This window comes from Bradyrhizobium sp. USDA 4011 (assembly GCF_054063415.1).
Genome location: NZ_JBSSGG010000001.1, coordinates 8,455,484 through 8,478,873 on the forward strand (window position 1 = coordinate 8,455,484; position 23,390 = coordinate 8,478,873).

The 23,390-nt window shown below is 63.8% G+C and carries 26 protein-coding genes and 1 tRNA gene; 10 read left to right on the forward strand and 17 right to left on the reverse strand.

The window, feature by feature from the left end; genetic code table 11:
• Positions 1–98: 98 nt before the first annotated feature.
• The 8 genes from ACVW1C_RS40190 to ACVW1C_RS40225 all read right to left on the reverse strand — a co-directional run bounded on the left by ACVW1C_RS40190 (position 99) and on the right by ACVW1C_RS40225 (position 8,136).
• Entirely contained in the window at positions 99–557 is a 459-nt protein-coding gene (locus tag ACVW1C_RS40190; RefSeq protein ID WP_456762942.1) for a MarR family winged helix-turn-helix transcriptional regulator, read from the reverse strand.
• Complete coding sequence (locus ACVW1C_RS40195) at positions 547–1,305, reverse strand: nitroreductase family protein (protein WP_456762943.1); 759 nt, start codon at positions 1,303–1,305, stop codon at positions 547–549. The genes ACVW1C_RS40190 and ACVW1C_RS40195 overlap by 11 nt, the downstream gene beginning before the upstream one ends.
• A 153-nt stretch (positions 1,306–1,458) precedes the next feature.
• Entirely contained in the window at positions 1,459–2,265 is an 807-nt protein-coding gene (locus ACVW1C_RS40200) for an MBL fold metallo-hydrolase (RefSeq protein WP_456762944.1), read from the reverse strand.
• Positions 2,262–3,053: a TatD family hydrolase gene (locus ACVW1C_RS40205; RefSeq protein ID WP_456763293.1), complete on the reverse strand. Its 792-nt coding sequence runs from the start codon at positions 3,051–3,053 to the stop codon at positions 2,262–2,264. The genes ACVW1C_RS40200 and ACVW1C_RS40205 overlap by 4 nt, the downstream gene beginning before the upstream one ends.
• Positions 3,054–3,067: 14 nt before the next feature.
• Complete coding sequence (gene metG, locus ACVW1C_RS40210; protein WP_456762945.1) at positions 3,068–5,032, reverse strand: methionine--tRNA ligase; 1,965 nt, start codon at positions 5,030–5,032, stop codon at positions 3,068–3,070.
• Positions 5,033–5,151: 119 nt separating this feature from the next.
• Positions 5,152–6,192, reverse strand: coding sequence for a DNA polymerase III subunit delta' (locus ACVW1C_RS40215; protein ID WP_456762946.1), 1,041 nt, complete (start codon positions 6,190–6,192; stop codon positions 5,152–5,154).
• Positions 6,189–6,875, reverse strand: coding sequence for a dTMP kinase (gene tmk, locus ACVW1C_RS40220; protein ID WP_456762947.1), 687 nt, complete (start codon positions 6,873–6,875; stop codon positions 6,189–6,191). Before tmk ends, ACVW1C_RS40215 begins: the two co-directional genes overlap by 4 nt.
• Before the next feature lies 1 nt (position 6,876).
• A complete protein-coding gene (locus ACVW1C_RS40225; protein ID WP_456762948.1) occupies positions 6,877–8,136 on the reverse strand; it encodes a D-alanyl-D-alanine carboxypeptidase family protein in 1,260 nt (419 codons plus the stop codon).
• Positions 8,137–8,298: 162 nt separating this feature from the next.
• Between ACVW1C_RS40225 and ACVW1C_RS40230 the strand changes: the two genes are divergently transcribed.
• Entirely contained in the window at positions 8,299–9,234 is a 936-nt protein-coding gene (locus ACVW1C_RS40230) for an alpha/beta fold hydrolase (protein ID WP_456762949.1), read from the forward strand.
• Between the two features lie 50 nt (positions 9,235–9,284).
• On the opposite strand, the gene ACVW1C_RS40235 is transcribed toward ACVW1C_RS40230, so the two are convergent.
• Positions 9,285–10,217: a septal ring lytic transglycosylase RlpA family protein gene (locus ACVW1C_RS40235; protein WP_456762950.1), complete on the reverse strand. Its 933-nt coding sequence runs from the start codon at positions 10,215–10,217 to the stop codon at positions 9,285–9,287.
• Positions 10,218–11,075: 858 nt separating this feature from the next.
• Here ACVW1C_RS40235 and ACVW1C_RS40240 point away from each other — a divergent pair.
• Positions 11,076–11,510 carry an NUDIX domain-containing protein gene (locus ACVW1C_RS40240; protein ID WP_456762951.1) on the forward strand — a complete coding sequence of 145 codons (435 nt, stop codon included), beginning with the start codon at positions 11,076–11,078 and terminating at the stop codon, positions 11,508–11,510.
• On the opposite strand, the gene ACVW1C_RS40245 is transcribed toward ACVW1C_RS40240, so the two are convergent.
• The 3 genes from ACVW1C_RS40245 to ACVW1C_RS40255 all read right to left on the reverse strand — a co-directional run bounded on the left by ACVW1C_RS40245 (position 11,503) and on the right by ACVW1C_RS40255 (position 13,211).
• Positions 11,503–11,943, reverse strand: a complete 441-nt coding sequence (locus tag ACVW1C_RS40245) for an arsenate reductase/protein-tyrosine-phosphatase family protein (RefSeq protein WP_456763294.1) — start codon at positions 11,941–11,943, stop codon at positions 11,503–11,505. The two genes, ACVW1C_RS40240 and ACVW1C_RS40245, sit on opposite strands and share 8 nt — an antisense overlap.
• Before the next feature lie 467 nt (positions 11,944–12,410).
• Entirely contained in the window at positions 12,411–12,665 is a 255-nt protein-coding gene (locus ACVW1C_RS40250; RefSeq protein WP_456762952.1) for a hypothetical protein, read from the reverse strand.
• A gap of 360 nt (positions 12,666–13,025) precedes the next feature.
• On the reverse strand, positions 13,026–13,211 hold the full coding sequence (locus tag ACVW1C_RS40255) for a hypothetical protein (RefSeq protein WP_456762953.1): 186 nt from the start codon (positions 13,209–13,211) through the stop codon (positions 13,026–13,028).
• A 1,257-nt stretch (positions 13,212–14,468) separates the two neighbouring features.
• On the opposite strand from ACVW1C_RS40255, the gene ACVW1C_RS40260 reads away from it, so the two are divergent.
• On the forward strand, positions 14,469–14,699 hold the full coding sequence (locus tag ACVW1C_RS40260) for a hypothetical protein (protein WP_456762954.1): 231 nt from the start codon (positions 14,469–14,471) through the stop codon (positions 14,697–14,699).
• Positions 14,700–14,966: 267 nt separating this feature from the next.
• On the opposite strand, the gene ACVW1C_RS40265 is transcribed toward ACVW1C_RS40260, so the two are convergent.
• Both ACVW1C_RS40265 and ACVW1C_RS40270 read right to left on the reverse strand, forming a co-directional pair.
• Positions 14,967–15,092: a hypothetical protein gene (locus tag ACVW1C_RS40265; RefSeq protein WP_456762955.1), complete on the reverse strand. Its 126-nt coding sequence runs from the start codon at positions 15,090–15,092 to the stop codon at positions 14,967–14,969.
• Positions 15,093–15,314: 222 nt separating this feature from the next.
• Entirely contained in the window at positions 15,315–15,575 is a 261-nt protein-coding gene (locus ACVW1C_RS40270) for a hypothetical protein (protein WP_456762956.1), read from the reverse strand.
• Between the two features lie 38 nt (positions 15,576–15,613).
• Here ACVW1C_RS40270 and ACVW1C_RS40275 point away from each other — a divergent pair, with 38 nt between their 5' ends.
• The 4 genes from ACVW1C_RS40275 (at position 15,614) to ACVW1C_RS40290 (ending at position 17,871) form a co-directional block, all read left to right on the forward strand.
• Positions 15,614–16,123 (forward strand): site-specific integrase, encoded by a 510-nt coding sequence (locus tag ACVW1C_RS40275; protein WP_456762957.1) that lies wholly within the window; start codon positions 15,614–15,616, stop codon positions 16,121–16,123.
• A gap of 72 nt (positions 16,124–16,195) precedes the next feature.
• Positions 16,196–16,285: transfer RNA gene (locus ACVW1C_RS40280), tRNA-Ser, on the forward strand.
• 160 nt (positions 16,286–16,445) lie between these two features.
• On the forward strand, positions 16,446–17,426 hold the full coding sequence (locus tag ACVW1C_RS40285; protein ID WP_456762958.1) for an acyltransferase family protein: 981 nt from the start codon (positions 16,446–16,448) through the stop codon (positions 17,424–17,426).
• Positions 17,427–17,583: 157 nt separating this feature from the next.
• Positions 17,584–17,871 (forward strand): DUF5658 family protein, encoded by a 288-nt coding sequence (locus ACVW1C_RS40290; RefSeq protein ID WP_456762959.1) that lies wholly within the window; start codon positions 17,584–17,586, stop codon positions 17,869–17,871.
• A 146-nt stretch (positions 17,872–18,017) separates the two neighbouring features.
• Here the strand turns inward: ACVW1C_RS40290 and ACVW1C_RS40295 are convergent, their stop codons facing one another.
• Positions 18,018–18,938: an alpha/beta fold hydrolase gene (locus ACVW1C_RS40295; protein ID WP_456762960.1), complete on the reverse strand. Its 921-nt coding sequence runs from the start codon at positions 18,936–18,938 to the stop codon at positions 18,018–18,020.
• 148 nt (positions 18,939–19,086) lie between these two features.
• Between ACVW1C_RS40295 and ACVW1C_RS40300 the strand changes: the two genes are divergently transcribed.
• The 3 genes from ACVW1C_RS40300 (at position 19,087) to ACVW1C_RS40310 (ending at position 20,395) form a co-directional block, all read left to right on the forward strand.
• A complete protein-coding gene (locus tag ACVW1C_RS40300; RefSeq protein WP_456762961.1) occupies positions 19,087–19,557 on the forward strand; it encodes a winged helix-turn-helix transcriptional regulator in 471 nt (156 codons plus the stop codon).
• An 85-nt stretch (positions 19,558–19,642) separates the two neighbouring features.
• A complete protein-coding gene (locus ACVW1C_RS40305; RefSeq protein WP_375783051.1) occupies positions 19,643–19,810 on the forward strand; it encodes a hypothetical protein in 168 nt (55 codons plus the stop codon).
• 327 nt (positions 19,811–20,137) lie between these two features.
• Positions 20,138–20,395, forward strand: a complete 258-nt coding sequence (locus tag ACVW1C_RS40310) for a hypothetical protein (RefSeq protein ID WP_092114459.1) — start codon at positions 20,138–20,140, stop codon at positions 20,393–20,395.
• Between the two features lie 18 nt (positions 20,396–20,413).
• On the opposite strand, the gene ACVW1C_RS40315 is transcribed toward ACVW1C_RS40310, so the two are convergent.
• Positions 20,414–21,757 carry a PQQ-dependent sugar dehydrogenase gene (locus ACVW1C_RS40315; protein WP_456762962.1) on the reverse strand — a complete coding sequence of 448 codons (1,344 nt, stop codon included), beginning with the start codon at positions 21,755–21,757 and terminating at the stop codon, positions 20,414–20,416.
• Positions 21,758–21,894: 137 nt separating this feature from the next.
• A complete protein-coding gene (locus ACVW1C_RS40320) occupies positions 21,895–23,388 on the reverse strand; it encodes a sensor histidine kinase (RefSeq protein WP_456763295.1) in 1,494 nt (497 codons plus the stop codon).
• Between the last annotated feature and the right edge of the window lie 2 nt (positions 23,389–23,390).

The following is a 23,390-nucleotide window of genomic DNA, read 5'->3' on the forward strand; positions in this document are numbered from 1 at the left end:
TTCAGTGTCGTGCAGTGCACTCTTGCCTCATAGACGCTGTCGTCCCGGCGAAGGGTCCCGGGTCAAGCCCGGGACGACAGCGAGTATGTGGCGCCGGCTCAGCCCTCTGCAAGGCGGCCGAGCAATTCGTACAGCAGTTGTTTCTGGTCGGCCTTGAGCGGCGCCAGCGTGGTCGCGGTGCATTCGATCTCGATCGGGATCAGCTGCTCGACCAGCGCCACGCCGGCCGCGGTCAGATCGATCAGGATCAGCCGCTTGTCGGTCGGGTCGCGCCGGGTCGCGACCAGGCGCCGCTTCTTCAGCCGCAGCACGACGTCACGGATATTGGCCGGCTCCATCGCGACCAGCCGGCCGAGCAGGTTCTGCGACAGCGCCCCGCGCTCGTAGAGCCGGGCCAAGGTCGCATATTGCGGCGCCGTCAGGTCGTAGGATCCGATCCGGTCGACCAGGTTCGACGAGGCGCGCTGATAGGCCCGCCGCAGCAGGAAGCCGACCTGGTCCTCCAGCCGGTAGTCGGACGCGACGCGCCGGACCGGCGCGTCCGCTTTAGTCGACATTCTCGGCATCCCGGTACATCACCTTGTGGCGCGTGGTCGACACCCATTCGTCGATCTGGGCTTCGGTCATGAAGTGCCGATCATCGAACCTGTTCCAGTTGCTGATGTCAGCAAGGCTCTTCTTCCAGCGCTTGTACGGCGGCTTGGCCGGCGGGCCGAAGCACATGATGTCGAGCACGGACAATTCATCGGGGATCCCGAGCAGCGGCTTCATCGCCTGCTGGGCCTTCTCCTGCCCGATCGCGGTCACCCACCAGACATTATAGCCGAGCGCGGCCGCCGCGAGATGCGCCGACATCGTCGCCGCCGCCACGCTCTGCAGCAGGATGCGTTCGGCATTCTCCTTGTACATCTTGTCGAGCTCGGAGCCGTCGTTGAGCACGGGAAACGCCTTGACCCAGCGGAAGTCGCTGGCGACGACGATGAAGCCGGGGGCCGACGCGAGGCCGCGATAATCGGGCGTCGGAAACTTCATCTTGAGCCGGGCGCGTGCGACCTGCTCCTCGCGGAAGTATTCCGTGATCCTGTTCTTGAGGTCCTGATCGGTGACGGCAATGAAGTGCCAGGGTTGCGCATTGGCGCCCGACGGCGCGTGCCGCGCGGCCTCCAGGATCATGTCGTAATGCTCCGACGGCATCACGTAGCTGGCGTCGAACGCCCGGGTCGTCAGGCGGTTCTTCACGACATCCATCAGCGCGTCATATCGCGTGCGGTCGGAGTAGTCCCGCACTGCCAAAGCTTCTGCCATTGAGGCCTCCCGATTTCGTTATGATCATAACAATATCGACAATGTGCAAAAGGTCAATGGCCGACTGCAGTGTCGGTCGATCACCCTGACGTGCGGAACCGCGCGTCCGCGGGAGGCGCGCCCAGGTCCGGCCAGCTCAGGACTATTGAGTTTTCAGCCTGCCCGATCGAGCGTCAGCCGCATGCCGTCATAGGCCGGGATCACTCCGGCCGGCAGGCTCTGCCGAAGCACCTCGTAGTCGAGGTCGGAATGCATGTTGGTGATGACCGCGCGCTTCGGCTTGAAGCGCTCGATCCACGACAATGCGTCGGCGACGCTGAAATGGCTGGGATGCGGCGCATAGCGCAGGCCGTCGACGATCCAGAGATCGAGACCTTCCAGCGTCGGCCAGCTCGCCTCGGGAATGTCGTGCAGATCGGGCGTGTAGGCGGCGTCTCCGATGCGGTAGCCGAGCGCAGGTATCTGGCCATGCTGCACCAGGAAGGCCTCGAGCTTCAGCGGACCGCCCTTCCCTTGGACGGTGTGGCTCTCGCCGGCCTCGATCGAATGCCGGGTCAGGATCGGCGGATAGTCGCTGCCTTCCGGCGAGATGAAGCAGTAGGAGAACCGCGCCATGATGTCCTTGGCGGTCGACTGGTTGAAGTAGACCGGGATGCGGCGGCGCTGGTGCAGCACCACCGAGCGCAGATCGTCGATGCCGTGGGTCTGGTCGGCATGCTCATGCGTCAGGAACACCGCGTCGATATGCTCGACATCGCTGTCGATCAACTGCTCGCGCAGATCCGGCGACGTATCGATCACGACCCGCGTGGTGCCGTGCTCCATGGTGCGCTCGGCCATGATCGAGCAGCGGCGGCGGCGATTCCTGGGATTGTTGGGATCACAGGCGCCCCAGCCGAGCGCCGGACGCGGCACGCCGGCGGATGAGCCGCAGCCCAGGATGGTCAGTGTCAGCGTCATGCAGCAGCCTTCGGCGCCGGCACCTTGGAGAACAGCCGGAAGAAGTTTTCAGTGGTCTGCCGCGAGATCTCTTCGAGCGAGACGCCGCGGGTTTCGGCGAGCACCTTGGCGACCTCGACAACATAGGACGGCTCGTTGCGCTTGCCGCGGAATTTTCCGGGCGCAAGATACGGCGCATCGGTCTCGACCATGATGCGGTCGGCCGGCAGCTCGGCGGCCAGCGCGCGCAGGGCGTCCGACTTCTTGAAGGTCAGGATGCCCGTGAACGAGATCGACAGCCCGAGCGCGATCGCCTTCATCGCGAGCTCGCGGCCGCCGGTGTAGCAGTGCAGCACGGCCTTGAACGGGCCCTTCGCGACCTCATCCTCCAGGATGCGTCCGCAATCCTCGTCGGCTTCCCGGGTATGAATGACGAGCGGCAAGCCGGTTTCGCGCGCAGCAGCGATATGCGCGCGAAAGCCGCGCTCCTGCGCCTCGCGCGAACCATGCTCATAGAAATAATCGAGCCCCGCCTCGCCGAGCGCCACGACTTTCGGGTGCTTGGTCAGCTCGATCAGTTCGCTGGCCGGGATGCCGTCCTCTTCGTCGGCATGATGCGGATGGGTGCCGACCGAACAGTAGACGTCGGGAAACCGCTCCGTGATCGCAAGCAGGCCGCCGAGCCGCCTCACCCGGGTCGAGATCGTAACGATGCGGCCGATGCCGGCCGCTTCGGCGCGTCCAACGATCCCGTCGAGATCGTCGGCGAAATCAGGAAAGTCCAGATGGCAGTGACTGTCGACCAGCATAACTTTCGAACCATTCACTCAGTCTTCGGTTCCACGTAGCGCGGGAACACGCCGACCGGCGCCGGCAGAACCGTACCCGGCTTGATCCGCTCGGCGATGGTGGCAAAGCTGCGCGCATCGGCTGATATGCCGAGGCTGTCGAGCATCTTGCCGCAGGATTCCGGCATCACGGCCAGAGCCATGATCGCGATCTGGCGCACGACTTCGGCGGTGACATACAGCACCGTCTTCTGGCGCGCCGGATCGGTCTTCGCCAAGGCCCACGGCGCCTCGCCGGCAAAGTAGCGGTTGGCCTCGGCAACCACGGCCCAGACCGTGTTGAGCCATTGATGGATCTGCTGTGTCGCCATCGCGGTCCGCGATGTCTCCAGCATGGCGTCGGCCTGTGCCAGGATCGCCCTGTCGTTGTCGCTGAACTCGCCGGGCTCCGGCAGCACGCCGCCGAGCTGCTTGGCGATCATCGACAGCGAACGCTGGGCGAGATTGCCGAAATCGTTGGCCAGGTCGGCATTGATGCGCGCGACGATGGCCTCGTGGTTGTAGTTGCCGTCCTGGCCGAACGGCACCTCACGCAGGAAGAAGTAGCGTACCTGGTCGACGCCGTATTGGTTCGCCAGATTGAAGGGATCGACCACGTTGCCGACCGACTTCGACATCTTCTCGCCCCTATTGAACAGGAAGCCGTGCGCATAGACGCGCCTCTGCAATGGGATGCCGGCCGACATCAGGAAGGCCGGCCAGTACACCGCGTGGAAGCGGATGATGTCCTTGCCGATGATGTGCACGTCGGCCGGCCAGTAGCGCCAGTGCTTGTCGCTCTCGTCGGGAAAGCCGACGCCGGTGATGTAGTTGGTCAGCGCATCGACCCAGACATACATCACATGCTCGGGATCGTTGGGGACCTTGACGCCCCAGTCGAAGGTGGTGCGCGAGATCGAAAGATCCTTCAGCCCGCCCCGCACGAAGCTCATCACCTCGTTGCGGCGCGAATCCGGGCCGATGAAATCGGGCTGGCTCTCATAGAGGTGCAAGAGCTTGTCCTGGTAGGCCGACAGCCTGAAGAAATAGCTCTTCTCCTCGACCCATTCGACGGGGGTGCCCTGCGGGCCACGGCGGACATTGTCCTCGCCGACTGTTGTCTCATCCTCGGCGTAATAGGCCTCGTCGCGCACCGAGTACCAGCCGGCATAGGCGTCGATATAGATGTCGCCATTGTCCTGCATGCGGCGCCAGATTTCCTGCACCGATTTGTGGTGGGCAGGTTCGGACGTGCGGATGAAGCGGTCGAACGAGACGTTCAGCCGCTCGTCCATCTCCTTGAACCGCGCAGCGTTGCGGGTGGCGAGATCGTGCGGCGTCATCCCCTCGCCCTGCGCGGTCTGGATCATCTTCTGTCCGTGCTCGTCGGTGCCGGTCAGGAAGAACACATCCTTGCCGTCGAGCCGCTGGAAGCGCGCCAGCGCATCGGTCGCGATCGCCTCATAGGCGTGGCCGATATGCGGCTGACCGTTCGGATACGCGATCGCGGTCGTGATGTAGTAGACGTTGCCGCGGTCCGCGGCAGGTGCTGAGACCGGCGCGCGCGCAGCGGCCGTCGCTGCGGGTTTGGGCGCGCGGACTGTTGCCGCCTTCGGCGCCCTCTCGGCCGCGGGAGCTTTCGGCGCAGCGGGCTTCCTTGCAGCCGGAGCTACGGCCGCAGCGGCTGCCTTCTCCGGCAGAGCCTTGGTGGGCCTCGTGGCAGCCTTCTTGGCGGTCTTCTTCGCAGCTTTCTTGACGGCCTTTTTGGCGACCTTCTCTACCGTCGACTTCTTGGCACCCGCCTTGGCTTTGGTGGCTTTCTTCGCCTTTTTGGTGACGCGCCCACCCTTCTTGGTCTTGGCAGCGCGCGACTTCGCCGTGGCTTTCCTGGTCGCGCGGGCGGGCGATGCCTTCTTCGTCTTCTTGGCCTTCTTCGACGATTTTTTCTTAGCAGTCGCCACCACGGAATCCTTTGCAGATCGAAACGAGATTGTCGGGAGTGTTGTCAGACTGACGTGTTTCGGACGAGTGTGTTTTCGGACGAGAGCGTTGTCAGACTGATTGTTTTCAGACTTGGCGTCTACCGGGTCGCGTCCGCGAGCATCGAAAACACCGAGAAAACCAGCGGCTTGCGCTCCAGATTGTAGGCTTCGGTATCGCGAGCGGCGCGGACGATCTTTTCCCATACCTCCGCCAGCCGTGCAAGGCGCGGCAGATTGGCATTGGCGTCACCGGTTCGCATGCGCTCGCTCATCCAGCGATCGATGCCGTCGATGAAGGCGGCGAGCGCGACGCGGTCGCTGGTGCCGAGCGCATCGCCCAGCGCGTGCAGTTCGCGCGGATCGACGCTCGGAAGCGTTGCCAGCAGCGCGGCCGTACGCTGTTGCAGTTTCAGCGCGTCGCCACCGAGCAGCGCCAGCGCCCGCCCGACGCTGCCCTCGGAGGCCGCCGCTGCCTCCGCGAGCGCCGGATCGTCAGCCTCGATGTCGGTTGCCGCTGCAGCCGCCCGGACCACGTCGCTCGTCTCCAGCGGCCGCAGCAGCAATTTGCGGCAGCGGGACAGAATAGTCGGCAGCACCCGCGACGGCGCGTGGCTGACCAGCAGGAACAGCGACTGCTGCGGCGGCTCTTCGAGGATTTTCAAGAGCGCGTTGGCGGCATTGGGATTGAGCTCGTCGACCGTGTCGACGATGCAGACGCGCCAGCCGTCGACCGCCGCGGTCGAGCCGAAGAACGAGATCGTCTCGCGTGTCTCGTCGACCGTGATCACGGTGCGCATCACGCCGCGGTCGTTGAGGCCGCGCTCCAGCACCAGCAGCCCGCCATGGGCGCCCGCGGTGATCTGGCGCGCCACCGGATCGGACGGATCGACCCGCAGCGTCGGCGCCGCCTGAACCTGGGATGACTTCGGGTTGCGGAATGCGAGCACGAATCGCGCCATGCGATAGGCCAGCGTTGCCTTGCCGATGCCCTGCGCGCCGCCGATCAGCCAGGCATGCGGAATTCGTCCGCTGCGATAGGCATCGAGCAGTGCGGCCTCCGCCTCGCGATGCCCGAACAGATCGGGGGTTTCGCGCGGGTGGCGAGCGGGGTTCTCCTGTTCGACCTTGCGTGCGCTCATACGGGACCGTCTGCGGTGAGCGTTGCGCGCAGATGCTCGCGCAGCGCGGCCCAGATCCGCGCCGCCACCGTGTCCGGATCTGCCGTCGCGTCGATCAGCACGCAGCGCTGTGGATCGTCCGCCGCGATCCGGCGGTAGGCATCGCGCAAATCCTGATGGAACTTGATGCCCTCGGCCTCGAAGCGATCCGCCGTGGCATTGCCGCGGCGCAGGGCGGCGCGCTGCAGCCCGACCTCGACCGGCACATCGAGGATGAAGGTGAGATCGGGTTTGAGATCGCCGATGGTGACGCGCTGCATGGCATTGACCAGGCCGGGCGATACCTGCCCGAGTTGGCCTTGATAGGCGCGCGTGGAATCGAAGAAGCGATCGCACAGTACCCAGATGCCCTGGTTGAGCGCCGGCAGGATCACGGTGCGAACATGGTCGTCGCGCGCGGCGGCAAACAGCAGCGTCTCGGCCTCCGGCCCGAGCAGCTTGCCCATCCCCGACAGCACCAGGTGACGGATGATCTCCGCTCCCGGCGAGCCGCCGGGCTCACGGGTCACGATCGCGCGCAGCTTGGCGACATCGAGCCGTTCGGCGAGCTTGCGGATCTGGGTCGATTTCCCCGATCCCTCGCCGCCCTCAAAGGTGATGAAGCGACCGCGCAAGCTCGGTCGTTGGACTGCAGCTTCCGCCATGTCAGAGCTTCTCGACCCCTGCGCGGAACATGCCGATCACGAGCTCCTGGGCGCCGTCGAGCGCGCGGCGCATCGTCGATCCCGTGCCGACGGCATCCGCCGCAAACACCGGAGTCTCCACCGCGACATTGGCGCCGCGCCAGACCCGGACGACGCCGATCTGCTGGCCGGCGGCGATCGGCGCCTTGACCGGGCCGCTATAGATGACGCGCGCGAGCAGCTTGTCGTTGCCGTTCTTCGACACCATCACCTTGATCGGATCGGGGCTGACCAGCTTGACCGAGCGGCTCTCGCCGCCGAACACCCGGGCGTAGCCGACCGGCTGGTTGGCCGCGATCAGGACCCGGGTCTCGAAGTTGCGGAACCCCCATTCCAGCATCTTCTTGGCTTCGGTCGCGCGGTCTTCGGAATCCTCGAGGCCATTGACCACGACGATCAGCCTTGTGTCGTTCTGCACGGCCGAGCCGACCATGCCGTAGCCGCCTTCCTTGGTGTAGCCGGTCTTCAGGCCGTCGGCGCCGGGCAAAGCGTTCAGCAGCGGGTTGCGGTTCTGCTGGCGGATCTTGTTCCAGGTGAATTCCTTCTCGCCGAACAGCTTGTAGCGGTCCGGGTAAGTCAGGATGATGTGGCGCGCCAGGATCGCGAGTTCCCGCACCGTCATCTTGTTGGCCGGATCCGGCAGTCCGTTGGAGTTGCCGAAGGTCGACTTCGTCATGCCGAGCTCGCGGGCGCGCTTGGTCATGAAGTCGGTCGCAAACGTATGCTCGTTGCCGGCGATGCCCTCGGCCAGCGCGATGCAGGCGTCGTTGCCGCTCGGGATAATCGCACCGTGCAGGAGGTCGTCGACCGAGACCTTGCTGTTGATCGCCGCGAACATCGTCGAGGTCCCCGACGGCGCCCCGCCCCGTCGCCAGGCGTTCTCGCTGATCCGGTACTCGTCCGACAGCTTGATATCGCCCTTCTTGATGGCGTCGAACACCACCTCGGCCGTCATCAGCTTCATCATGCTGGAGGGCGCGCGCAGCTCGTCGGCGTTCTTCTCGAACAGCACGCTCCCCGAGGAGGCCTCGACCAGGATCGCGGTCGGCGCATCGCCGTCGAACCCGCCATCTTCCTTCTTGGCGCCCTGGACGCTGTTGTTGGCGGCATAGACCACCCCGCCACAGCCGATCGCCAGCACGACCGCGGCCGCGACCAGGCCACGCCAAGAACGCCCGGCGCGAGCGAACAACGTGCGGGGAATTGCGGTCTGGGCTGCCATCGGCGATGTCCTGAAAGACTGCGTTCTAACAGCTGGAAGTATCGCAAACAACTGAGGTTTCGCCGCTTGTACACGGCCGGCTGGATTGCCGGCTGCGCCGAACGCCCGTATCCTTGGAACCAGCTAACGACAGCAGAACCGGCAAACAAGGCGGAAACGCGAATGTCATCCTCCCGCACCATTTCCGCCAACGGCATCGACATGTTCGTGCGTGAGGCCGGGCAAGGCCCACTGGTCGTGCTCTGCCATGGCTGGCCCGAGCTGTCCTATTCATGGCGGCACCAGATCGCAGCCCTCGCCGCGGCAGGCTTCCGGGTCGCAGCCCCCGACATGCGCGGCTTCGGCCGGACCACCGCGCCGGCCGATGTCGGCGCCTACACGATCTTCGATACGGTCGGCGACATGGTCGCGCTGGTGGCCGCACTCGGCGAGCGGAAGGCCATGATCGTCGGTCACGATTGGGGCGCGCCGGTTGCCTGGCACGCGGCCCTGTTCCGTCCTGATATCTTTACCAAGGTCGCCGGCCTCAGCGTGCCGCCACCGTTCCGTGGCCGCGGCCGTCCGCTGGAGACCCTGCGCGAGGGCGGCATCACCAATTTCTATTGGCAATATTTTCAGCCGCCCGGCGTGGCCGAGGCCGAGTTCGAGCGCGACGTCGCCCACACCATGCGGCTGGTGCTCGGGCGCGGCGTCTCCGATCCGAGCTCGATGTTCGTCGACGAAGCCAAGGGCTTCCTCGGCAAGCTGCCGACCGGAATGCCGCTGCCGGCCTGGCTGACCGAGGCCGACATCGCCGAATTCGCCGAAGGCTACCGGCAGTCCGGCTTCCGCGGCGGCCTCAACTGGTACCGCAATCTCGATCGCAATTGGGAGCTGACCGCGCCCTGGCAGGATGCGCAGATCCATCAGCCCTCGCTGTTCATCGCCGGTTCGAACGATTCGGTGATTACCGGGCTGATCGGTGCCAAGCGGGTTGCGGACATGGAGCGCGTGCTGCCGAACCTGCGGCAGAAGCTGATCATCGAGGGCGCCGGCCACTGGATCCAGCAGGAGCGCCCGGACGAGGTCAATGCGGCGCTGATCGCATTTCTGAAATGATCAGGCCAAAAGCTTGATTCGCCACGACTTGATTCAGCAAGCGGCTAGATTCAGTAGAGCCCGCGCCCGCTCAGCACCTCGGCCGGTCCACGCGCGTCGATCGGCACATAGGCGGCCGCCGCGCTCGGCGTTGCGGCGTAGCGCGCGTCACCCTCGTAGGAGACTTCGTGCGGATTGTTCGGCGCGCGGCGGTGCGACCGGCTCGAGGCCGACATTTCCGAGGTGGCGTTGACCGAGGCATAGTCGGCCTGGGTGTTGCCGAGACTGTAGGGCCGCCCCTCGGGCAACGGGACATCGCCCCGGACCCGGCCTGACGAGGACGACATCTCCGGCACAAACGGCCGGGCCGAGGCAACCCGGACCATCGACGGGGACGGCGCCGGCGTACCGGTGCGCAGGGTCGCCATCAGCTGGCGGTCGTCGGAGCCTTCCAGCGGCGCCCGGCCGACATATTCGACGCGGACGCGCGCGACGCCATTGCCTTTGAAATCAAGCAGTTCGGCGGCCTTGTTCGAGACATCGATGAGGCGATTGCCGTGGTATGGGCCGCGGTCGTTGACGCGAACGACGAGCGACCGGCCGTTGCTCAGGTTGGTGACGCGCGCGTAGCTCGGCATCGGCAAGGTCGGATGGGCGGCCGTGAGCGAGCCCATGTCGAACACCTCGCCATTGGCGGTCAGGCGGCCGTGGAAATCATCGCCATACCAGGATGCCAGGCCCTCGGCGCGGTAGTTCACATTCTCTTCCGGCACATAGGTGCGGCCGGCGACGACATAGGGTTTGCCGATGCGGTAGGTGCCGCCGCCCTTCGGCACGGGGTCGCCGAACGCCACCACGCGCGGGCTCGAGGACACGCCGTATTTGGGATCGACCCGGCTGGCGAACTGGTTCGACGAGGCACAATTGGCGACGACGAGGCACGTGGCCACCGCAACGGCGCCGCGCGCCGTCCGGATCATCGAATCTGGCCGTCTAATCCCCATCTGCCCCAAGTACCATTCTGCCCGGACCCGCGCCTACTCCGAGGCGTCGGGATCGATTCTGTCACTGTGCGGCCCACCTCCGCACCGGATGGTGAAGATATCGCAACCGGAACACGGCGGAAATGGGGAGAGCCATCGGGCGGTGGCGCCTTGGTGAATGGTCTGTTGCGCTTCCTCCGTCCTTCTACGGACCTCCCTCCCGCGCAGAATGCCATCGCCTGTCCCGCTATCAGACACACTGTTGCAGCAAATCATCAGTCGGGGGGCATCTTCAATTCCGACAATTGAATCTTTTTGACTGTGCAAGGCTGCAATCGTTTTCTCGCGGACGTGGGGCGCATAGGAAGTTTGCGATGATCGAGACGGTTACGGCGGTAATGGGCCTGGTGAGTGCGGCGATCTTCTTGGCGCACGCCGTGGAAGGCTATCGGTACCGGGCCTGACAGTGCGTTGAAGGCGGAAAGACGCGTCACCTCTTTCCAGGAGAGAATGTTCGGAAAGCTTTAATCAATTCGGATGAGCATCGGTTGAAGGCAGGTGTGTCATGCGTAATCACGATTTGGTCTCCGACGGATTTCTAACCCTGACCGCGGCAAGCCTCGTGCTGCTGTGCTCGAGCCTGCTGGCCTTCGCTTTCGGCTGAACACGCGATGTGCTTGGCGCCATCAGCGCCTATGCGACAGGCTTCGGCTACCCTCACCTCATTTCTCGCCGCCCGAACCCCGGCTTCAGCCTTGGCGTGCTGGCGATACCAACCCAGCAAGTGCTCGGCTGCTATGATCTGCACGGCAGATCCGCCGTCTTCTCCCAGACCCAGTCCTGACGCATCCTCCACGTTTCCAGCGAGAGGATTCGCGAATGACAGGCGGGGTACGAGAGGGAACGTCCGCGCTGCTGGTCAGCACGGACGGCCGGTTGCTGATGCAGCTGCGCGACGACCTTCCTCACGTTTCCGATCCCGGCAAGATCAGCCTGTTTGGCGGGCGGCGCGAGGGCAGCGAGACCTTCCTGGAATGCGTGGTGCGCGAAATCCACGAGGAGATCGGCCATTACCTGCCGCCCGAACGTTTCGAGCTGATCGGCCGTTATTTCGGACCGGATCATTCGACGCCGGGCGGCACCCTTCACGGCGAGGTGTTCCTCGCGCGGGACGTGCCGATCGACCGGTTGAGGGTCACGGAAGGCCGCCTCGAAATCGTCGCCGTGGATGACCTCGAACGCATCAGCAGCAGGCTCGCACTCTCGGCGGAATATGCGCTCGCGATCTTCCTGAAGAGCGAACCTGTTACCTGAGCGATGAAACCAGCTCGCGGACGAGCTCGTCGAGCATCGGCAGCGCAACCGCGGGATGGGCAACGTCGATATCGTGCACATGCCAGTAGGTCACCTTGTCGGCGACCTCGGGGAAGCGCCGCTCGATAAGCGGACGGTGCTCGGCCTCCTTGAGCGCGATCACCAGGTCCACGCCGTCGAAATCAGCCAACGAACATGGCTGCGGATAGCGCGCTGCGCCCTCCGGAACGATGCCGTTGGCGCGAAGCCGGTCATCGGCAAACACCGACATGGCGCCGACATTGTCTGGCGAGCCGCGTTCTGCGGCGCCTCGCGAGGAGGCGCGCCACGGCAGGTTTTCGCCGCGGGCAAGATGATTGAACAGCTCCTCTGCGTATCGACTGCGGTAGTAGTTGCCGGTGCAAAGGAACAGGACGCGCTTCATGGGCTTCATGGTGGCCAACGGCGATGGTCGTGGTCAACCGTGGTGCGCGCATGCGACGGTGACCCGCGGCGAATTGCTGCGGCCTCGGCTCCATGGCATCGGCTGAAGGCCAGCTTGTCCTCGCGCCCAAATTCAAACGGTTCGCTGCCGGTAGACCGAGCAAGCGGACCACTTCGCTCCGGTGTTCTCGCCAAGCTCGCGTTGCGTTCGGCGTCGCCCTACGCTAAGGGCCTGATCCGAATGATCCGGAAGGGTGGCCGAGTGGTTTAAGGCACCGGTCTTGAAATACAGTTTTCGCTGTCCCTCCAGTCCCTTCCCGTCCCAGACTATCTTGTTTTGTTGGAGTTTCTCAATGTCGTCGGGTCCGGTTGATACCCGATCATCCCTGACTGTTTTACTGAGTTGGGTGCCAATTCCGGTGCCAAATGCCGCGCAATGGCTGCGCAGCAAGTCGTCAGCAAACGCGGCTTAAAGCATCAGTCCAACTGTGAAAGCGTCGAAGGCAACACCTTGTTGCCCTGCGGACAACCTGTTCGCCCTTTGAGCGGCGGAACCGGAGCTGGAGCGGCCTCGGCCACCTCGGTCGTTCGGCTCACGAAATGGGCTAGATTGGCGTCCGACGACCACTCCACATAACCAACGACCGCAAAGGCAAGCGCTGCGACGACGAGAATGCCGACCACCGAAGCGGTGGCTACTCCGGACCAACTTTCGCTGCTGAATGATGGCATCGCGATTCTCCGACACGGGGGCTTACCGGTCGTTAGGCCTATTCGCGATTTTAAAATGTGAACGGCCTTACATCTCACGCACACTTGATGCTGAAGCAGTGCGGGATACCCGGCGGCTGCACAATGAAAAACGACCCCCGGCGCGTGTGGGGGGCAGTTGGGGGCCGGGGTCGCCACTCTGGGCTCCCAGCCTGGGTTTGGGGGCCTGATAAGCCGGGAGCAAACAAAACTACGCCCGACATCGTCACTCGTTCCTGCGCCCTTCAGCGCGGACTGCGGCGCGGTCCGTGCAGTTCTAAGGGTGCTGGGGATTTCAGTGTCCCCAGTTCAGGGACGAAAACGCCCGCCGGGCATAATCTATCAGGACCTGGTCGAAGAACTGTCGCCGCGGGTTCGCAATGAGACTTTGAGCTGGTGTGCCTTCACTGCAACCGACATCGGACCGCGGCCCAATTGCTCAGCGATTTTGGCGGTGGGTAATTTGCCCGCCATACCTTTTAGCTTTTCGATGTCATCGGCGGTCCAGCGACGGACAGACTTTGTCATCTTTCCAAGCTCCACAAACGAAAGTTGGCCCAAAATCTCCTAGGCAGAAAAACACCAAAAGGTTCCTAGGCCGCGTCGCGCACAAAACCGGCGCGGCGTGTGAACCGACGGCCCTGCAAATGAAAAGCGACCCTGACGCGGGGAGCGCCAAGGTCGCCACTAAAACTCCCAGTCGAGGATGGGCACCTGAAAGGGAGCATGTATCTACTCCAGCCGTTGCCACTAGGTTCCTGACAACTATTGGGTGGCGCTTCTGACACCCGCCCGTCGTTAGGGTCTCTGGGGGCGTTTGGGGGTCATTTGTACGATACGATTTGTGCGCCATGGTGGTGTGGACGACGTCGTCGTCATCAGCATCGAAGATCAAGTAACCAACGACCATCCATCCGGCGCACACGCCGAAAACAATCAACGCCACTTTCAGCCACTGTCCCATGAAAGCAAAATGGCTCCCAGAGCCACCCACTGCCACAATCAAACTGACCCCCAACCGATAACGGCCTCAGCGTGGGGACTCGCTGAGGCCGTCATTCCGTCTGCTGGGGGCGCGGGCGCCAGTAAACAGGCCGCCTCGGTTCAGCAGTGCGCCGGTACATCCGCGGCAGTACTGGACTGTATCCCACGTCGTAGCATGCTTGCGGGGTCTCACGGCGTACTCCAAAGGGCGCATCCCCGAAACGGGGGCCGGCTAGCAAATCAGTAACCAGATCGGCGCTGGCTTCTCTAGGGACGGGACCGATTGGGGACTTGCACGGTCACGTTTCGGGAGGAGCTGGCGCACGGGCCCTGGCGCCGGCTCTTCTTCCAAGGTTTATGTGTGCGGCAGGCAACAGTTGTCCGCCCGAGAGCTTGCTAGACTATTGAAACTGGGAATTTCAGGGCCCAAGCGCTGGAAAATAGCAGGGCGCCGCCGGGACAAACCATTTCGGGCCCGGCGGCGTACTTTTTGATCAGATCCACGCAGTCGCCCAATCGGGCAGAGTATCCGGCAGCGGCTTGTCCAGCAGGCCGGCGACCAGCACAGCGAGCGCCGCTCCTTCCTTCGGCGAACTCGACGTCCCAGGCAGTGAATACCACCAATGGGCGATTCAACGCACGGTAGTTCCATGCTACGGGTCACTCGCTGAACACGCAACTTCAGCATAGGAAAACTGTCCCGCCCGGTGGCCTCACGGCTGCCGGGCTCTTTTCGTTTCAGGGCTCCGCAATGATAGGGTTGCTGAGGCCGAATTAGGCACTGCCAGCCGGTGTCGCCGCTTGCAACGAACTTCTCGCTTCCTGCTGTTGTTTAGCCTGTTCCGCGTCACACCATTCGGCGATATCTCGCACCAGCTTGGCGGCGCATTGCACGAGGTCCGCGGCAGCCGTTACGGCTTCGCCGATCTGCCGGATTTCCTCGATCGTCGTGGCTTCCTGTCCCTTCGAGCCACTTCGCTCGCGTTCGAGGAGGAAGGCCTCGGCAACCGCATCAGGGTGCGCCAGGCTTAGCGAGAATGTAGAGGCGCTCCCCGAGCAGCCGCCACATCTCAAGAAATTGCTGACGATCTATCATCACTTCGAACCTCCGCGCCTGATCCCGCGCGGTATCGCCGGCCTTGTGGATGGCTGGTTTGAAATCGTTCCTTCCCGTAATGGCGGATGCCTTCGGCCATTTCGAGTGAAGAAGCGAGCGGCAAGCTCTGAGAAATCCTCACTAATTGCGCGAACAAGCGAGTTGGACATGCTCAGCAGCCTTCAGTTTCATTGGCTGATGAATCAGTTCGCCATAAACCGGGGATCGAGATGAAAGGGCACATTCAGCAGCGCGGCAAGGATTCGTGGCGCCTGAAGTTCGACGCCGGCCGCGATGAAAAAACCGGCAAGCGCAAGACCCAATTCCATACCTTCCGCGGTAACAAGCGCCAGGCGCAGACCAAACTTGCCGAACTGATCGCGTCAGTCAGTCAAGCGAAGTACGTCGAGCCAAACAAGATCACGGTCGCCGAATGGGTGCGGGGCCGCGTCGACCATTGGGAAGCCTCGGGCGAGATCAGCGCCCGGACCGCCGAGCGCTATAGAGAGCTGACCGAACATCAGATCGCGCCGCACATCGGTTTGAAGCTTCTACAGAAGCTTCGCGCCCTCGACATCGAGGAGTGGCACACGGCTCTTCGCAACGGCGGCCGAGCAGACGGCAAGGGAGGCATCGCACCGCGGACGATCGGTCATGCTCACCGTGTTCTTGGGAAGGCACTCCGCGACGCTACCAAGAACGAGCTTGTCATCAAAAACGTGGCCGCCATCGAGTCGGCGCCTAAGGTCGATGACGAGGAAATGGTAATCGTCCAGGATGTCCCGGCGTTCATCGAAACATTGCGCGGGCACCGCCTTTTCGTCCCGGCTATGGTCTCACGTTCACCGGCATGCGCCTTGGCGAGGTGCTCGGCCTCCGATGGGGCCGGCTGGATCTCGACAGAAAGGTCATCGAGGTCCGGGAGGCGATCGAGGAGACCAAGGCCCATGGCGTCCGTCTCAAAGCTCCAAAGACCAAGGCCGGCCGGCGTGACATCACCCTGCCCGATCTCCTGGTCGATACCCTCCGCGACTTCCGCAAAGAGCACCTCGAGCTGCGGCTCAAGCTGGGCGCCGGAAAGCTTCCTGACGATGCGCTGCTATTTGCATGCCTTGACGGCGCCTTGCCTTCCCAGAAGCGTTACAGCAAGGCCTGGAGCGACTTCCAGCCCGACATGGGGTTCCACAATCTCCGGCACACCCACGCATCCCAGTTGATCGATGCCGGCGTGGATATCGTCACCATCTCAAAGCGCCTCGGCCACCCAAAGCCGGACATCACCTTGCGCGTGTACGCCCACTTGTTTAGGAACGACGACGGCAAGGCAGCGGCGGCGATCAATGCGGCGCTGGCGCGTTAGGTGCCAATCGGGTGCCAATTTCGCGGTTCGTTCTCTCTGAGACTACCGCTAAGCACTTGAGATTGTTGGTTTGGAAGGGTGGCCGAGTGGTTTAAGGCACCGGTCTTGAAAACCGGCGTGCCCGCAAGGGTACCGTGGGTTCGAATCCCACCCCTCCCGCCAAATCACACCCGACGGAAACGACGCCGAAGCCGCGCATTACCGTTCAGCAAACACCGGAATTCTCCGTAGAGTCCCGGGTTGCCCTCCGCTGTCGGGTGCGGGAGCCTTTCCGCTCCTCCTGAAGGCGGGGCAAGATGGGCACTGCAGCCATCGGCGATCGATGAGCACGGAACGCAAGAGTCAGTCCGACCGTTCCGAACCCCTGGACGCGCTCAGGGGGCTGGCCATTTCGCTGGTCATCGCTCGTCACTATTTCGGTTTCAAATATGGCATGCTGGGCGTTGATCTGTTCTTCGTTCTCAGCGGCTTCCTGATCGGCGGCATCCTGTTGGATAGCCGTGAACAGCCGGGCTATTTCTCGTCCTTCTATGGACGGAGAGCATTTCGGATCTTGCCGCTCTATTGGCTGCTGTTGGCGCTCGTGCCGCCAGATCACTGGGGCTACTACCTGCTCTTCATCCAGGCCATCCCGTGGCTGGAGTTCGGCTATCCTCAGCCTGACCTGACCTTCGTCACCTGGACGCTGGCCATCGAAGAACAGTTCTACCTGATCCTGCCCGTCCTGATTTACTGGCTGCCGCGCCAATGGCTGGTCCGCACCATTTGGGGAGGCGTGCTGCTGGCACCGGTCTGGCGCTGGCTCTTTCACGCCTATCTGCCGGACCATTCCTGGCAGTTTCTGCTGCCCGGCCGCCTCGATGAACTTTTCGGCGGCGTCCTCCTCGCCTGCTTCATGCGCGGCTACTGCCGTTCCCGCTCCGTGTGGATGATGCTGGCCTGCGTGCCGCCGCTTTGCGACGTGGCGTATGCGGTCATGGTTGAACCCTACGGCTTTCTCTCGGTCGCAGCGTTGGCATGCTGCGCGATTGTGTGGCTGGGCGCCAACATGGAACGGACAGAATTGCTCCGTCCGTTCATATGGCCGGGACGCAGATGCTATTCGCTCTATCTATTCCATATGCTCGTCTACGACGTGTTCTTTGGCTTCGGCCGTCCGCTTGCAGGTTGCCTTGCGCTTCCAGTTGTCTGCGTCTTGGCGGAGATCACCTGGCGCACGATCGAGTCCCCGCTGATCGGCTACGCAAGGAGACGATTTGCGAGAGCCGAACCAGTGGCGATCAGGGTCGCTGGTGTCGTTTAGAGCAAATGCAAGGGGGGTGACCGGAGCAGCGGTATGCTGACTGGCTGGGAGCTCATCTTGGCGCCGCGGTTGAATCTCCTGCCCAAACCAACAATTAACGAATCAGCTTGAATGATGGGATCGTTGCCAGTCTGGCGCTGGGCACCAAGAGGCTGAAATGAATTGGGTCAAGGCACTGCTGCTGCTCTCCGTGCTGCTCCTTGGATGCGCCGACCTCGCGACCACCAACCGGATTTTGGAGCTCGGGTTCGGCGAGGCTAATCCGTTCATGGAGATGGCCCAGACCTGGTTCGGTGCCTGGTGGCTGATCCCGAAACTGGGTTTGACGTACCTCGTCATCGCGTTGCTTTGGCGCAGCGAAAGCCTTTCCAGGATTGCCCTCGTGGTGGCGTTTTGCTCGACGCCCGTCATCAACAACCTCGTCATTATCGCGGGCGCGAGCTGAACCACCCACACGCCAATCGAGATGTGGCAACGTGACCGTGCTGCTCGTTTGCTGCGAGCAGGGCATGGCCTGATCAACGCCCGAACCCTCTGCCGCCTAACCAGCGCCATCGCTGCCCTGCCCCGCGCAGGCGATCGGGAACGCGGTCAGGTCTGCCGGATGAACTCCGCGATCAGGCCGCCGATTTCCTCCGGGGCATCCTCCAGACAGTAATGCCCGACGCCGGCAAGACGCCTGACCGGTGCCGCCGGGAAGATCGCGGAAAACAGCGGCAGGAAATGCTCTGCGTGCAGGGTGCGGTCCGCCTCGCCCCAGATGGCGAGCGCCGGCCTGCTGCGGATCGCGCGGTCGGCGGCGGGATCCGGCGCGTCGAACCTGTGCGCACCGGTCGCAAAGCCCCTGGCCCATCCGATCGCGCCGAGGCAGTCGGCCGGACGAGCGAAGGGAGCGCCGTAGGCGGCGAGCCAGGCGTCGGTGATGACGGCGTTGTTCTCGAAGCCGTTGAGCTTGAGCGTGCTCAGGATGTTGAAGCCGAGTTGGCCGAGAACCGGCTCGAGCTCCCCGTTCGCCTCGGCCTTTGCGATCCATTGAAACCACGGCGAAGCTAGCGCATTGGCGGTGACGCGCTCGAACAGATCGCTCTGCCCGAACGGCGTCGGCCCATTGGCCGAGATGATGCGGCGGATGCGATCCGGATGCCTGACCGCGAACCCCATGCCGACGGGGCCGCCGAAGTCATGCATGACCAGCGTGATGTCGGTGAGATCGAGCGCAAGGACCAGTGCTTCGAGATTGTCGACATGGTCCTGCAGCCAATAGCTGCGCTGCGCCGGCGTCGCGCTCTTGCCGAACCCCATGTGATCCGGAACGACCACGCGCTGCGTCGCGCTGAGGGCCGGCACCAGATGGCGAAACAGATAGCCCCAGGTCGGTTCGCCATGAAGGCAGAGCACCACCTCGCCGTCCCGCGGGCCCTCGTCGACATAATGCATCCGGAAACCTGGCGCCGCGCTGAAATGCGGCGTGAACGGAAAGGTGCCGTCGAAGGTGGCGTCGGACTGGATCATGGCTAGGCCTCCGGTGGTTTTAGATTGAAACCATCGTGTATCGTTTGTGGTTTTACTTTGCAACCGATATACCACGAGCCCGACGGGGCGGTCTTTCGGGCCGCGCACCCGATCAGATTGTGGATTGAGGAGCGTCAGGCGGACCACGATGGCGAAGCGAGTGAGCCACAGGGACTCGATGTGCGGCGTGGCGCGGCCGCTCGATGCGATCGGCGACTGGTGGTCGCTGTTGATCGTCCGCGATGCATTCGACGGGCTGCGCCGGTTCGGCGAATTTCAGAAGAGCCTCGGGCTTGCCAAGAACATCCTCTCCGCCCGGCTCCGCAATCTGCTGGCGCACGGAATCATGGAGACTGTGCCTGCGGCGGACGGCAGCCCGTATCAGGAATATGTGCTGACCGAAAAGGGACGCGGGCTGTTCCCGCTTCTTGTCGCGCTCCGGCAGTGGGGTGAGGATTTCTTCTTCGAGCCCGACGAAGCGCATGTGCTGCTGGTTGATCGAAAGAATGGACTGCCGGTGCGGCGCCTCGAGCTGAGAGCGCAGGACGGACGCGTCGTTGGTGCAGAAGACACGATGGTGCGGCTGCCGCGGGGTTCACGTGAGAACGGCAGCGCGTGAGACGCGCGTGCGCTGCGCCGGACCGCTGCCAGCAACCTGACGTTAACCGTCCGTGCCGCAGCATCCGCGCGTGGAGGTTCGACCAATGCAGACATTCCGGGTTTCGCTGAGCGATGGGGAGCGGAAATTCCACACGGCGATTCAGGCGCCGGATCCCGCGTCCGCGCGTATCAAGGCCGCCTACTTCTTCGACATATCGAAATGGCGGATCTTGAGTGTGTCGCTGAGCGGAGCCAGCGCCGCCGCGGCGTAGTCGCTGCGCACCCTACGCCATCCGGTCGAGTTCAGCCGCGGCAAGGCTTGCAATCTGCAGGTCGATTTCGGCGAGCGGATCGCTATCGCCGAGGAACCATGCTGCCGACAACCCCGGTCCAGGCGACGATCCATTACAGCAGGGTTCGAACATCGGGCGGCCTAACTGCGTAGGCATTGCCTGCGCGCGCTGCCACGCTGGTTCCGTGCGGCGCGTCGTGGCAGGCCGCGGCAACCGGTTCCTGCCCGCCCTGCGGATGTTGGCTGATGACAGCCCCCACCCTTCTCGCGCTACAATGTCGCAGCCGGTGCGACGGAGGGTGTGGTGATGCCGCGAAAGGGAATTACCGGACACGACGATTGGGTGGTCACGGAAGCTCTGGCCACCGCGCTGGTCGCGCTCGAACAGTTGCCGTCGAAGCATCAGCCGCGCGCGCATATGGAGGACGTCCGCAAGCTCCTGACCGCGAGATGTGAGGCCGGAGCCGTCACGCTGCATCTTGCGCAAGCCAAGTGCCGGTTGTTTCCCGATACCGATCCCCTGACCATCTATGAGGAATACGGTCTCAAGGACGGACTGGGGTAGCCGCTGCCGTCCGAACGGCTAGTCGTGGCTGACGCGCCAGATCGTGCCGTTGCCGTCTTCCGAGACCAGCAATGCGCCGTCGTGCGCCACGGCCACACCGACCGGACGGCCCCAGACCTCGTTATCGCCGATCACAAAGCCGGTGACGAAATCTTCATACTCGCCGGTCGGCACGCCGTCCTTCAACCTGATGCGAATGACCTTGTAGCCGGTCCGCTTCGCGCGATTCCACGAGCCGTGTTCGGCTGCAAACGCATCGCCGCGATATTCGGCCGGAAAGCTGCTGCCGGTATAGAAGGTCAGGCCGAGTGAGGCCGAGTGCGCCTGCAACAACACGTCGGGAGTAGTCACCTTGTCCTTGAGATCGGGCCGCGCGCCGGTATGCGCGGGGTCTTCGTTGGCGCCGATATAGTACCAGGGCCAGCCGTAGAACGCGCCCTCGCGGATACGCGTCACATAGTCGGGCACGAGGTTGTCGCCGCGGCCGTCGCGCTCGTTGGTCGAGCACCAGGGCGTGCCGCTGCCGGGCTGGATCGCAAGTCCGACGCAGTTGCGGATACCGGTGGCGAACAGTTTCCGGTTCTTGCCGTCGGGATCGAAGGCCAGCACAGCGGCGCGATCGGTCTCGGCTCCCCAGGCCGCGCCGAGTGCATGGTCGCGACTCCAGGCCTCTATACCTTCGGGAGGCTTGCCCAGCCCCTCACCAGCGTTGCCGGCAGAGCCGACCGACACCAGCATCCGCTTGTCGTCGAGTGTGAACACGATGTCACGCGTGAAATGAGCGTAGCCGTGCGGCAGCTGGGCGACGATCCTCTCGGGCTTTGCCGACGCCTTGAGATCGCCGTTGCGGTAGGCAAAGCGCACGACGCTGTCGGTGTTGGCGACGTAGAGCCATTGCGGATTGTCGCCGTTTGGAAAGAACGCGATGCCGAACGGCCGGTTCAGTCCGGTTGCGTAGACCTCATTGGTCGCCGGCTTGGTGGCGCCGTCGGCGCCGCGCAAGACACGGATGCGGCCGGAGCTGGTTTCCACCACGAAGATATCGCCGTTGGGCGCGGTCCGGATGATCCGCGGACCGCTGAGCCCGCTCGCAAACAGCTCGACCTTGAAGCCCGCCGGCACCTGCGGCACCGCCGATCCGGGGCGCGACACGACGCGGGATGAGGTGCTGCTGGACGCCGTTGCGCCCGGCTTGGGCAAGTCCTGCGGCGTGATCAGGCGCACCGTGCCCGGTCTGTCGCGCTGCCAGTCGCCGAAGGCCTCCGCGCCCTTCAGCACAGGTTCAGCGCCCGACCGCGCGATGCTGGTCGCTGCGAGGATGACGGCGGAAATGCTCACGCCGGCAAGATTTGCCTTACGCATTTGCTCCTCGCGCGAGGTCCCTGTCAGACGCGCAGCTCATAGCGCAGTTCGCGCGCAGGATGCATTCACAATGTCGTCTGTATCAATGGCCGTTGGGAAGCGCCGTCGCATCACAGGCGAGCGCTCCGCAGCATGCACTACACGGCCCCGGAACTGACCATGGGCTTGCGCTCGGCCGTCGTCGGTTCGCGGAACGCCGGCGTGTCTCCAACAAGCGGCTTGAGAGGAACCGTGAGCCGGCAGATCAGGCCCTCGGCGCGCCAATCGAAATCGGCCCGTCCGCCGAGCTGGGTCTCGATGCTGGCGATGACGCTTCGTGTGCCGAAGCCTTTCTGCTTCGGCTTGGTCACCGGGGGCCCGCCGGATTCCACCCAGGCCAGGATCAGCGTGTCGCCGTGCACTTCCCAGGTGATCGCGAGCCGGCCCGGCAACACCGACAGGCTGCCATATTTGGCGGAGTTGGTGACGAGCTCGTGCAGCGCCAGCGCCAGCGTCTGCGCGGTCGCCGGCTGCAACTGCACCTCTCCGCCGGCGATCCGGATCTGCCCGGCCTCGGAATAAGGTGCGATCTCCTCGGTCACCAGCCGCCGGATTTCGGCGCCCTGCCAGCTCGACAGCGACAGCACGGTGTGAACCCGCGCCAGCGCCGTGATGCGGCCCTCGACCGCCCGCACATAGGCGGTCACGTTCTGCGCACGCGTCAGGCGCACGATCGATTGCGCCAGCGCGAGCGCGTTCTTGGCGCGATGATCGACTTCGCGGGTCAACAGGCTCTGCCGTTCTTCGGCCTTCTTGCGATCGGTGATGTCGACGGTGACGCCGCTGACCCGCACCACCCTGCCGTTCCTGTCGCTGGTCGCCGCAGCCGTGCCAACGCACCAGCGGATCTCGCCGTCCGGCCGCACGACGCGGAATTCGGCCTCATAGGAGGTGCGGCCGTTGCCGAAGCCAGTCCAGCCCTGCCGGAGTTTCTCGAGATCGTCGGGATGAAACAGCCTTTGGATATTGTCGGAGGTCAGCGCAAAGGATTTCGGATCGACGCCGAATATCTTGTATTGCCCCTCGTCCCACATCCAGTCGCCGTTGACCCAATCCCAATCCCAGGAGCCCATCTTGCCCGCGGCAATCGCCATGCTGCGGCGCGCCTCGCTTTCGACCAGCCGTGTGGTTGACTGCTCGAGCTCGGCGGTGCGGGCGCGCACCCGGTCCTCGAGCTCGGCATTGAGGCGCTCGAGTTGCCGCGTCTTGCGGTAGAGCTCGGCGAACACGCGGATTTTTGCGCGCAATACTTCCGGCACGACCGGCACCGGCACGTAATCGACCGCGCCCATTTCGTAGCCGCGCAGCCGGTCGATGTCGCTGACCTGGATTGCCGAGATGAAAATCATCGCGGTCTTTTGAAAGCGCGGATGCTCGCGGATCATCGCGGCGAGCTCGAAGCCGTCGAGCTCGGGCATGCAGACGTCGACCAGGATGACCGCGACTTCGTTCTTGAGCAGGAACTCCAACGCCTCGCGGCCCGACGAAGCGGCCACGAGCGTCTCGCCGAGCTCCTTCAGGATGACCTCATAGGCTAGCAGCTTGGCCGGCTGGTCATCGACCAGAAGGATGTTCACCTTTTCATGGTCCATCA

Bases quoted from the DNA above. Each gene is read 5' to 3' on its own strand.
- ACVW1C_RS40190 (WP_456762942.1), bottom strand. From the start codon at position 557: ATGTCGACTAAAGCGGACGCGCCGGTCCGGCGCGTCGCGTCCGACTAC.
- ACVW1C_RS40195 (WP_456762943.1), bottom strand. From the start codon at position 1,305: ATGGCAGAAGCTTTGGCAGTGCGGGACTACTCCGACCGCACGCGATAT.
- ACVW1C_RS40200 (WP_456762944.1), bottom strand. From the start codon at position 2,265: ATGACGCTGACACTGACCATCCTGGGCTGCGGCTCATCCGCCGGCGTG.
- ACVW1C_RS40205 (WP_456763293.1), bottom strand. From the start codon at position 3,053: ATGCTGGTCGACAGTCACTGCCATCTGGACTTTCCTGATTTCGCCGAC.
- ACVW1C_RS40215 (WP_456762946.1), bottom strand. From the start codon at position 6,192: ATGAGCGCACGCAAGGTCGAACAGGAGAACCCCGCTCGCCACCCGCGC.
- tmk (WP_456762947.1), bottom strand. From the start codon at position 6,875: ATGGCGGAAGCTGCAGTCCAACGACCGAGCTTGCGCGGTCGCTTCATC.
- ACVW1C_RS40225 (WP_456762948.1), bottom strand. From the start codon at position 8,136: ATGGCAGCCCAGACCGCAATTCCCCGCACGTTGTTCGCTCGCGCCGGG.
- ACVW1C_RS40230 (WP_456762949.1), top strand. From the start codon at position 8,299: ATGTCATCCTCCCGCACCATTTCCGCCAACGGCATCGACATGTTCGTG.
- ACVW1C_RS40235 (WP_456762950.1), bottom strand. From the start codon at position 10,217: ATGGGGATTAGACGGCCAGATTCGATGATCCGGACGGCGCGCGGCGCC.
- ACVW1C_RS40240 (WP_456762951.1), top strand. From the start codon at position 11,076: ATGACAGGCGGGGTACGAGAGGGAACGTCCGCGCTGCTGGTCAGCACG.
- ACVW1C_RS40245 (WP_456763294.1), bottom strand. From the start codon at position 11,943: ATGAAGCCCATGAAGCGCGTCCTGTTCCTTTGCACCGGCAACTACTAC.
- ACVW1C_RS40250 (WP_456762952.1), bottom strand. From the start codon at position 12,665: ATGCCATCATTCAGCAGCGAAAGTTGGTCCGGAGTAGCCACCGCTTCG.
- ACVW1C_RS40255 (WP_456762953.1), bottom strand. From the start codon at position 13,211: ATGACAAAGTCTGTCCGTCGCTGGACCGCCGATGACATCGAAAAGCTA.
- ACVW1C_RS40265 (WP_456762955.1), bottom strand. From the start codon at position 15,092: ATGGAATTGGGTCTTGCGCTTGCCGGTTTTTTCATCGCGGCCGGCGTC.
- ACVW1C_RS40275 (WP_456762957.1), top strand. From the start codon at position 15,614: ATGCGCCTTGGCGAGGTGCTCGGCCTCCGATGGGGCCGGCTGGATCTC.
- ACVW1C_RS40285 (WP_456762958.1), top strand. From the start codon at position 16,446: ATGAGCACGGAACGCAAGAGTCAGTCCGACCGTTCCGAACCCCTGGAC.
- ACVW1C_RS40290 (WP_456762959.1), top strand. From the start codon at position 17,584: ATGAATTGGGTCAAGGCACTGCTGCTGCTCTCCGTGCTGCTCCTTGGA.
- ACVW1C_RS40295 (WP_456762960.1), bottom strand. From the start codon at position 18,938: ATGATCCAGTCCGACGCCACCTTCGACGGCACCTTTCCGTTCACGCCG.
- ACVW1C_RS40300 (WP_456762961.1), top strand. From the start codon at position 19,087: ATGGCGAAGCGAGTGAGCCACAGGGACTCGATGTGCGGCGTGGCGCGG.
- ACVW1C_RS40305 (WP_375783051.1), top strand. From the start codon at position 19,643: ATGCAGACATTCCGGGTTTCGCTGAGCGATGGGGAGCGGAAATTCCAC.
- ACVW1C_RS40310 (WP_092114459.1), top strand. From the start codon at position 20,138: ATGCCGCGAAAGGGAATTACCGGACACGACGATTGGGTGGTCACGGAA.
- ACVW1C_RS40315 (WP_456762962.1), bottom strand. From the start codon at position 21,757: ATGCGTAAGGCAAATCTTGCCGGCGTGAGCATTTCCGCCGTCATCCTC.
- ACVW1C_RS40320 (WP_456763295.1), bottom strand. From the start codon at position 23,388: ATGGACCATGAAAAGGTGAACATCCTTCTGGTCGATGACCAGCCGGCC.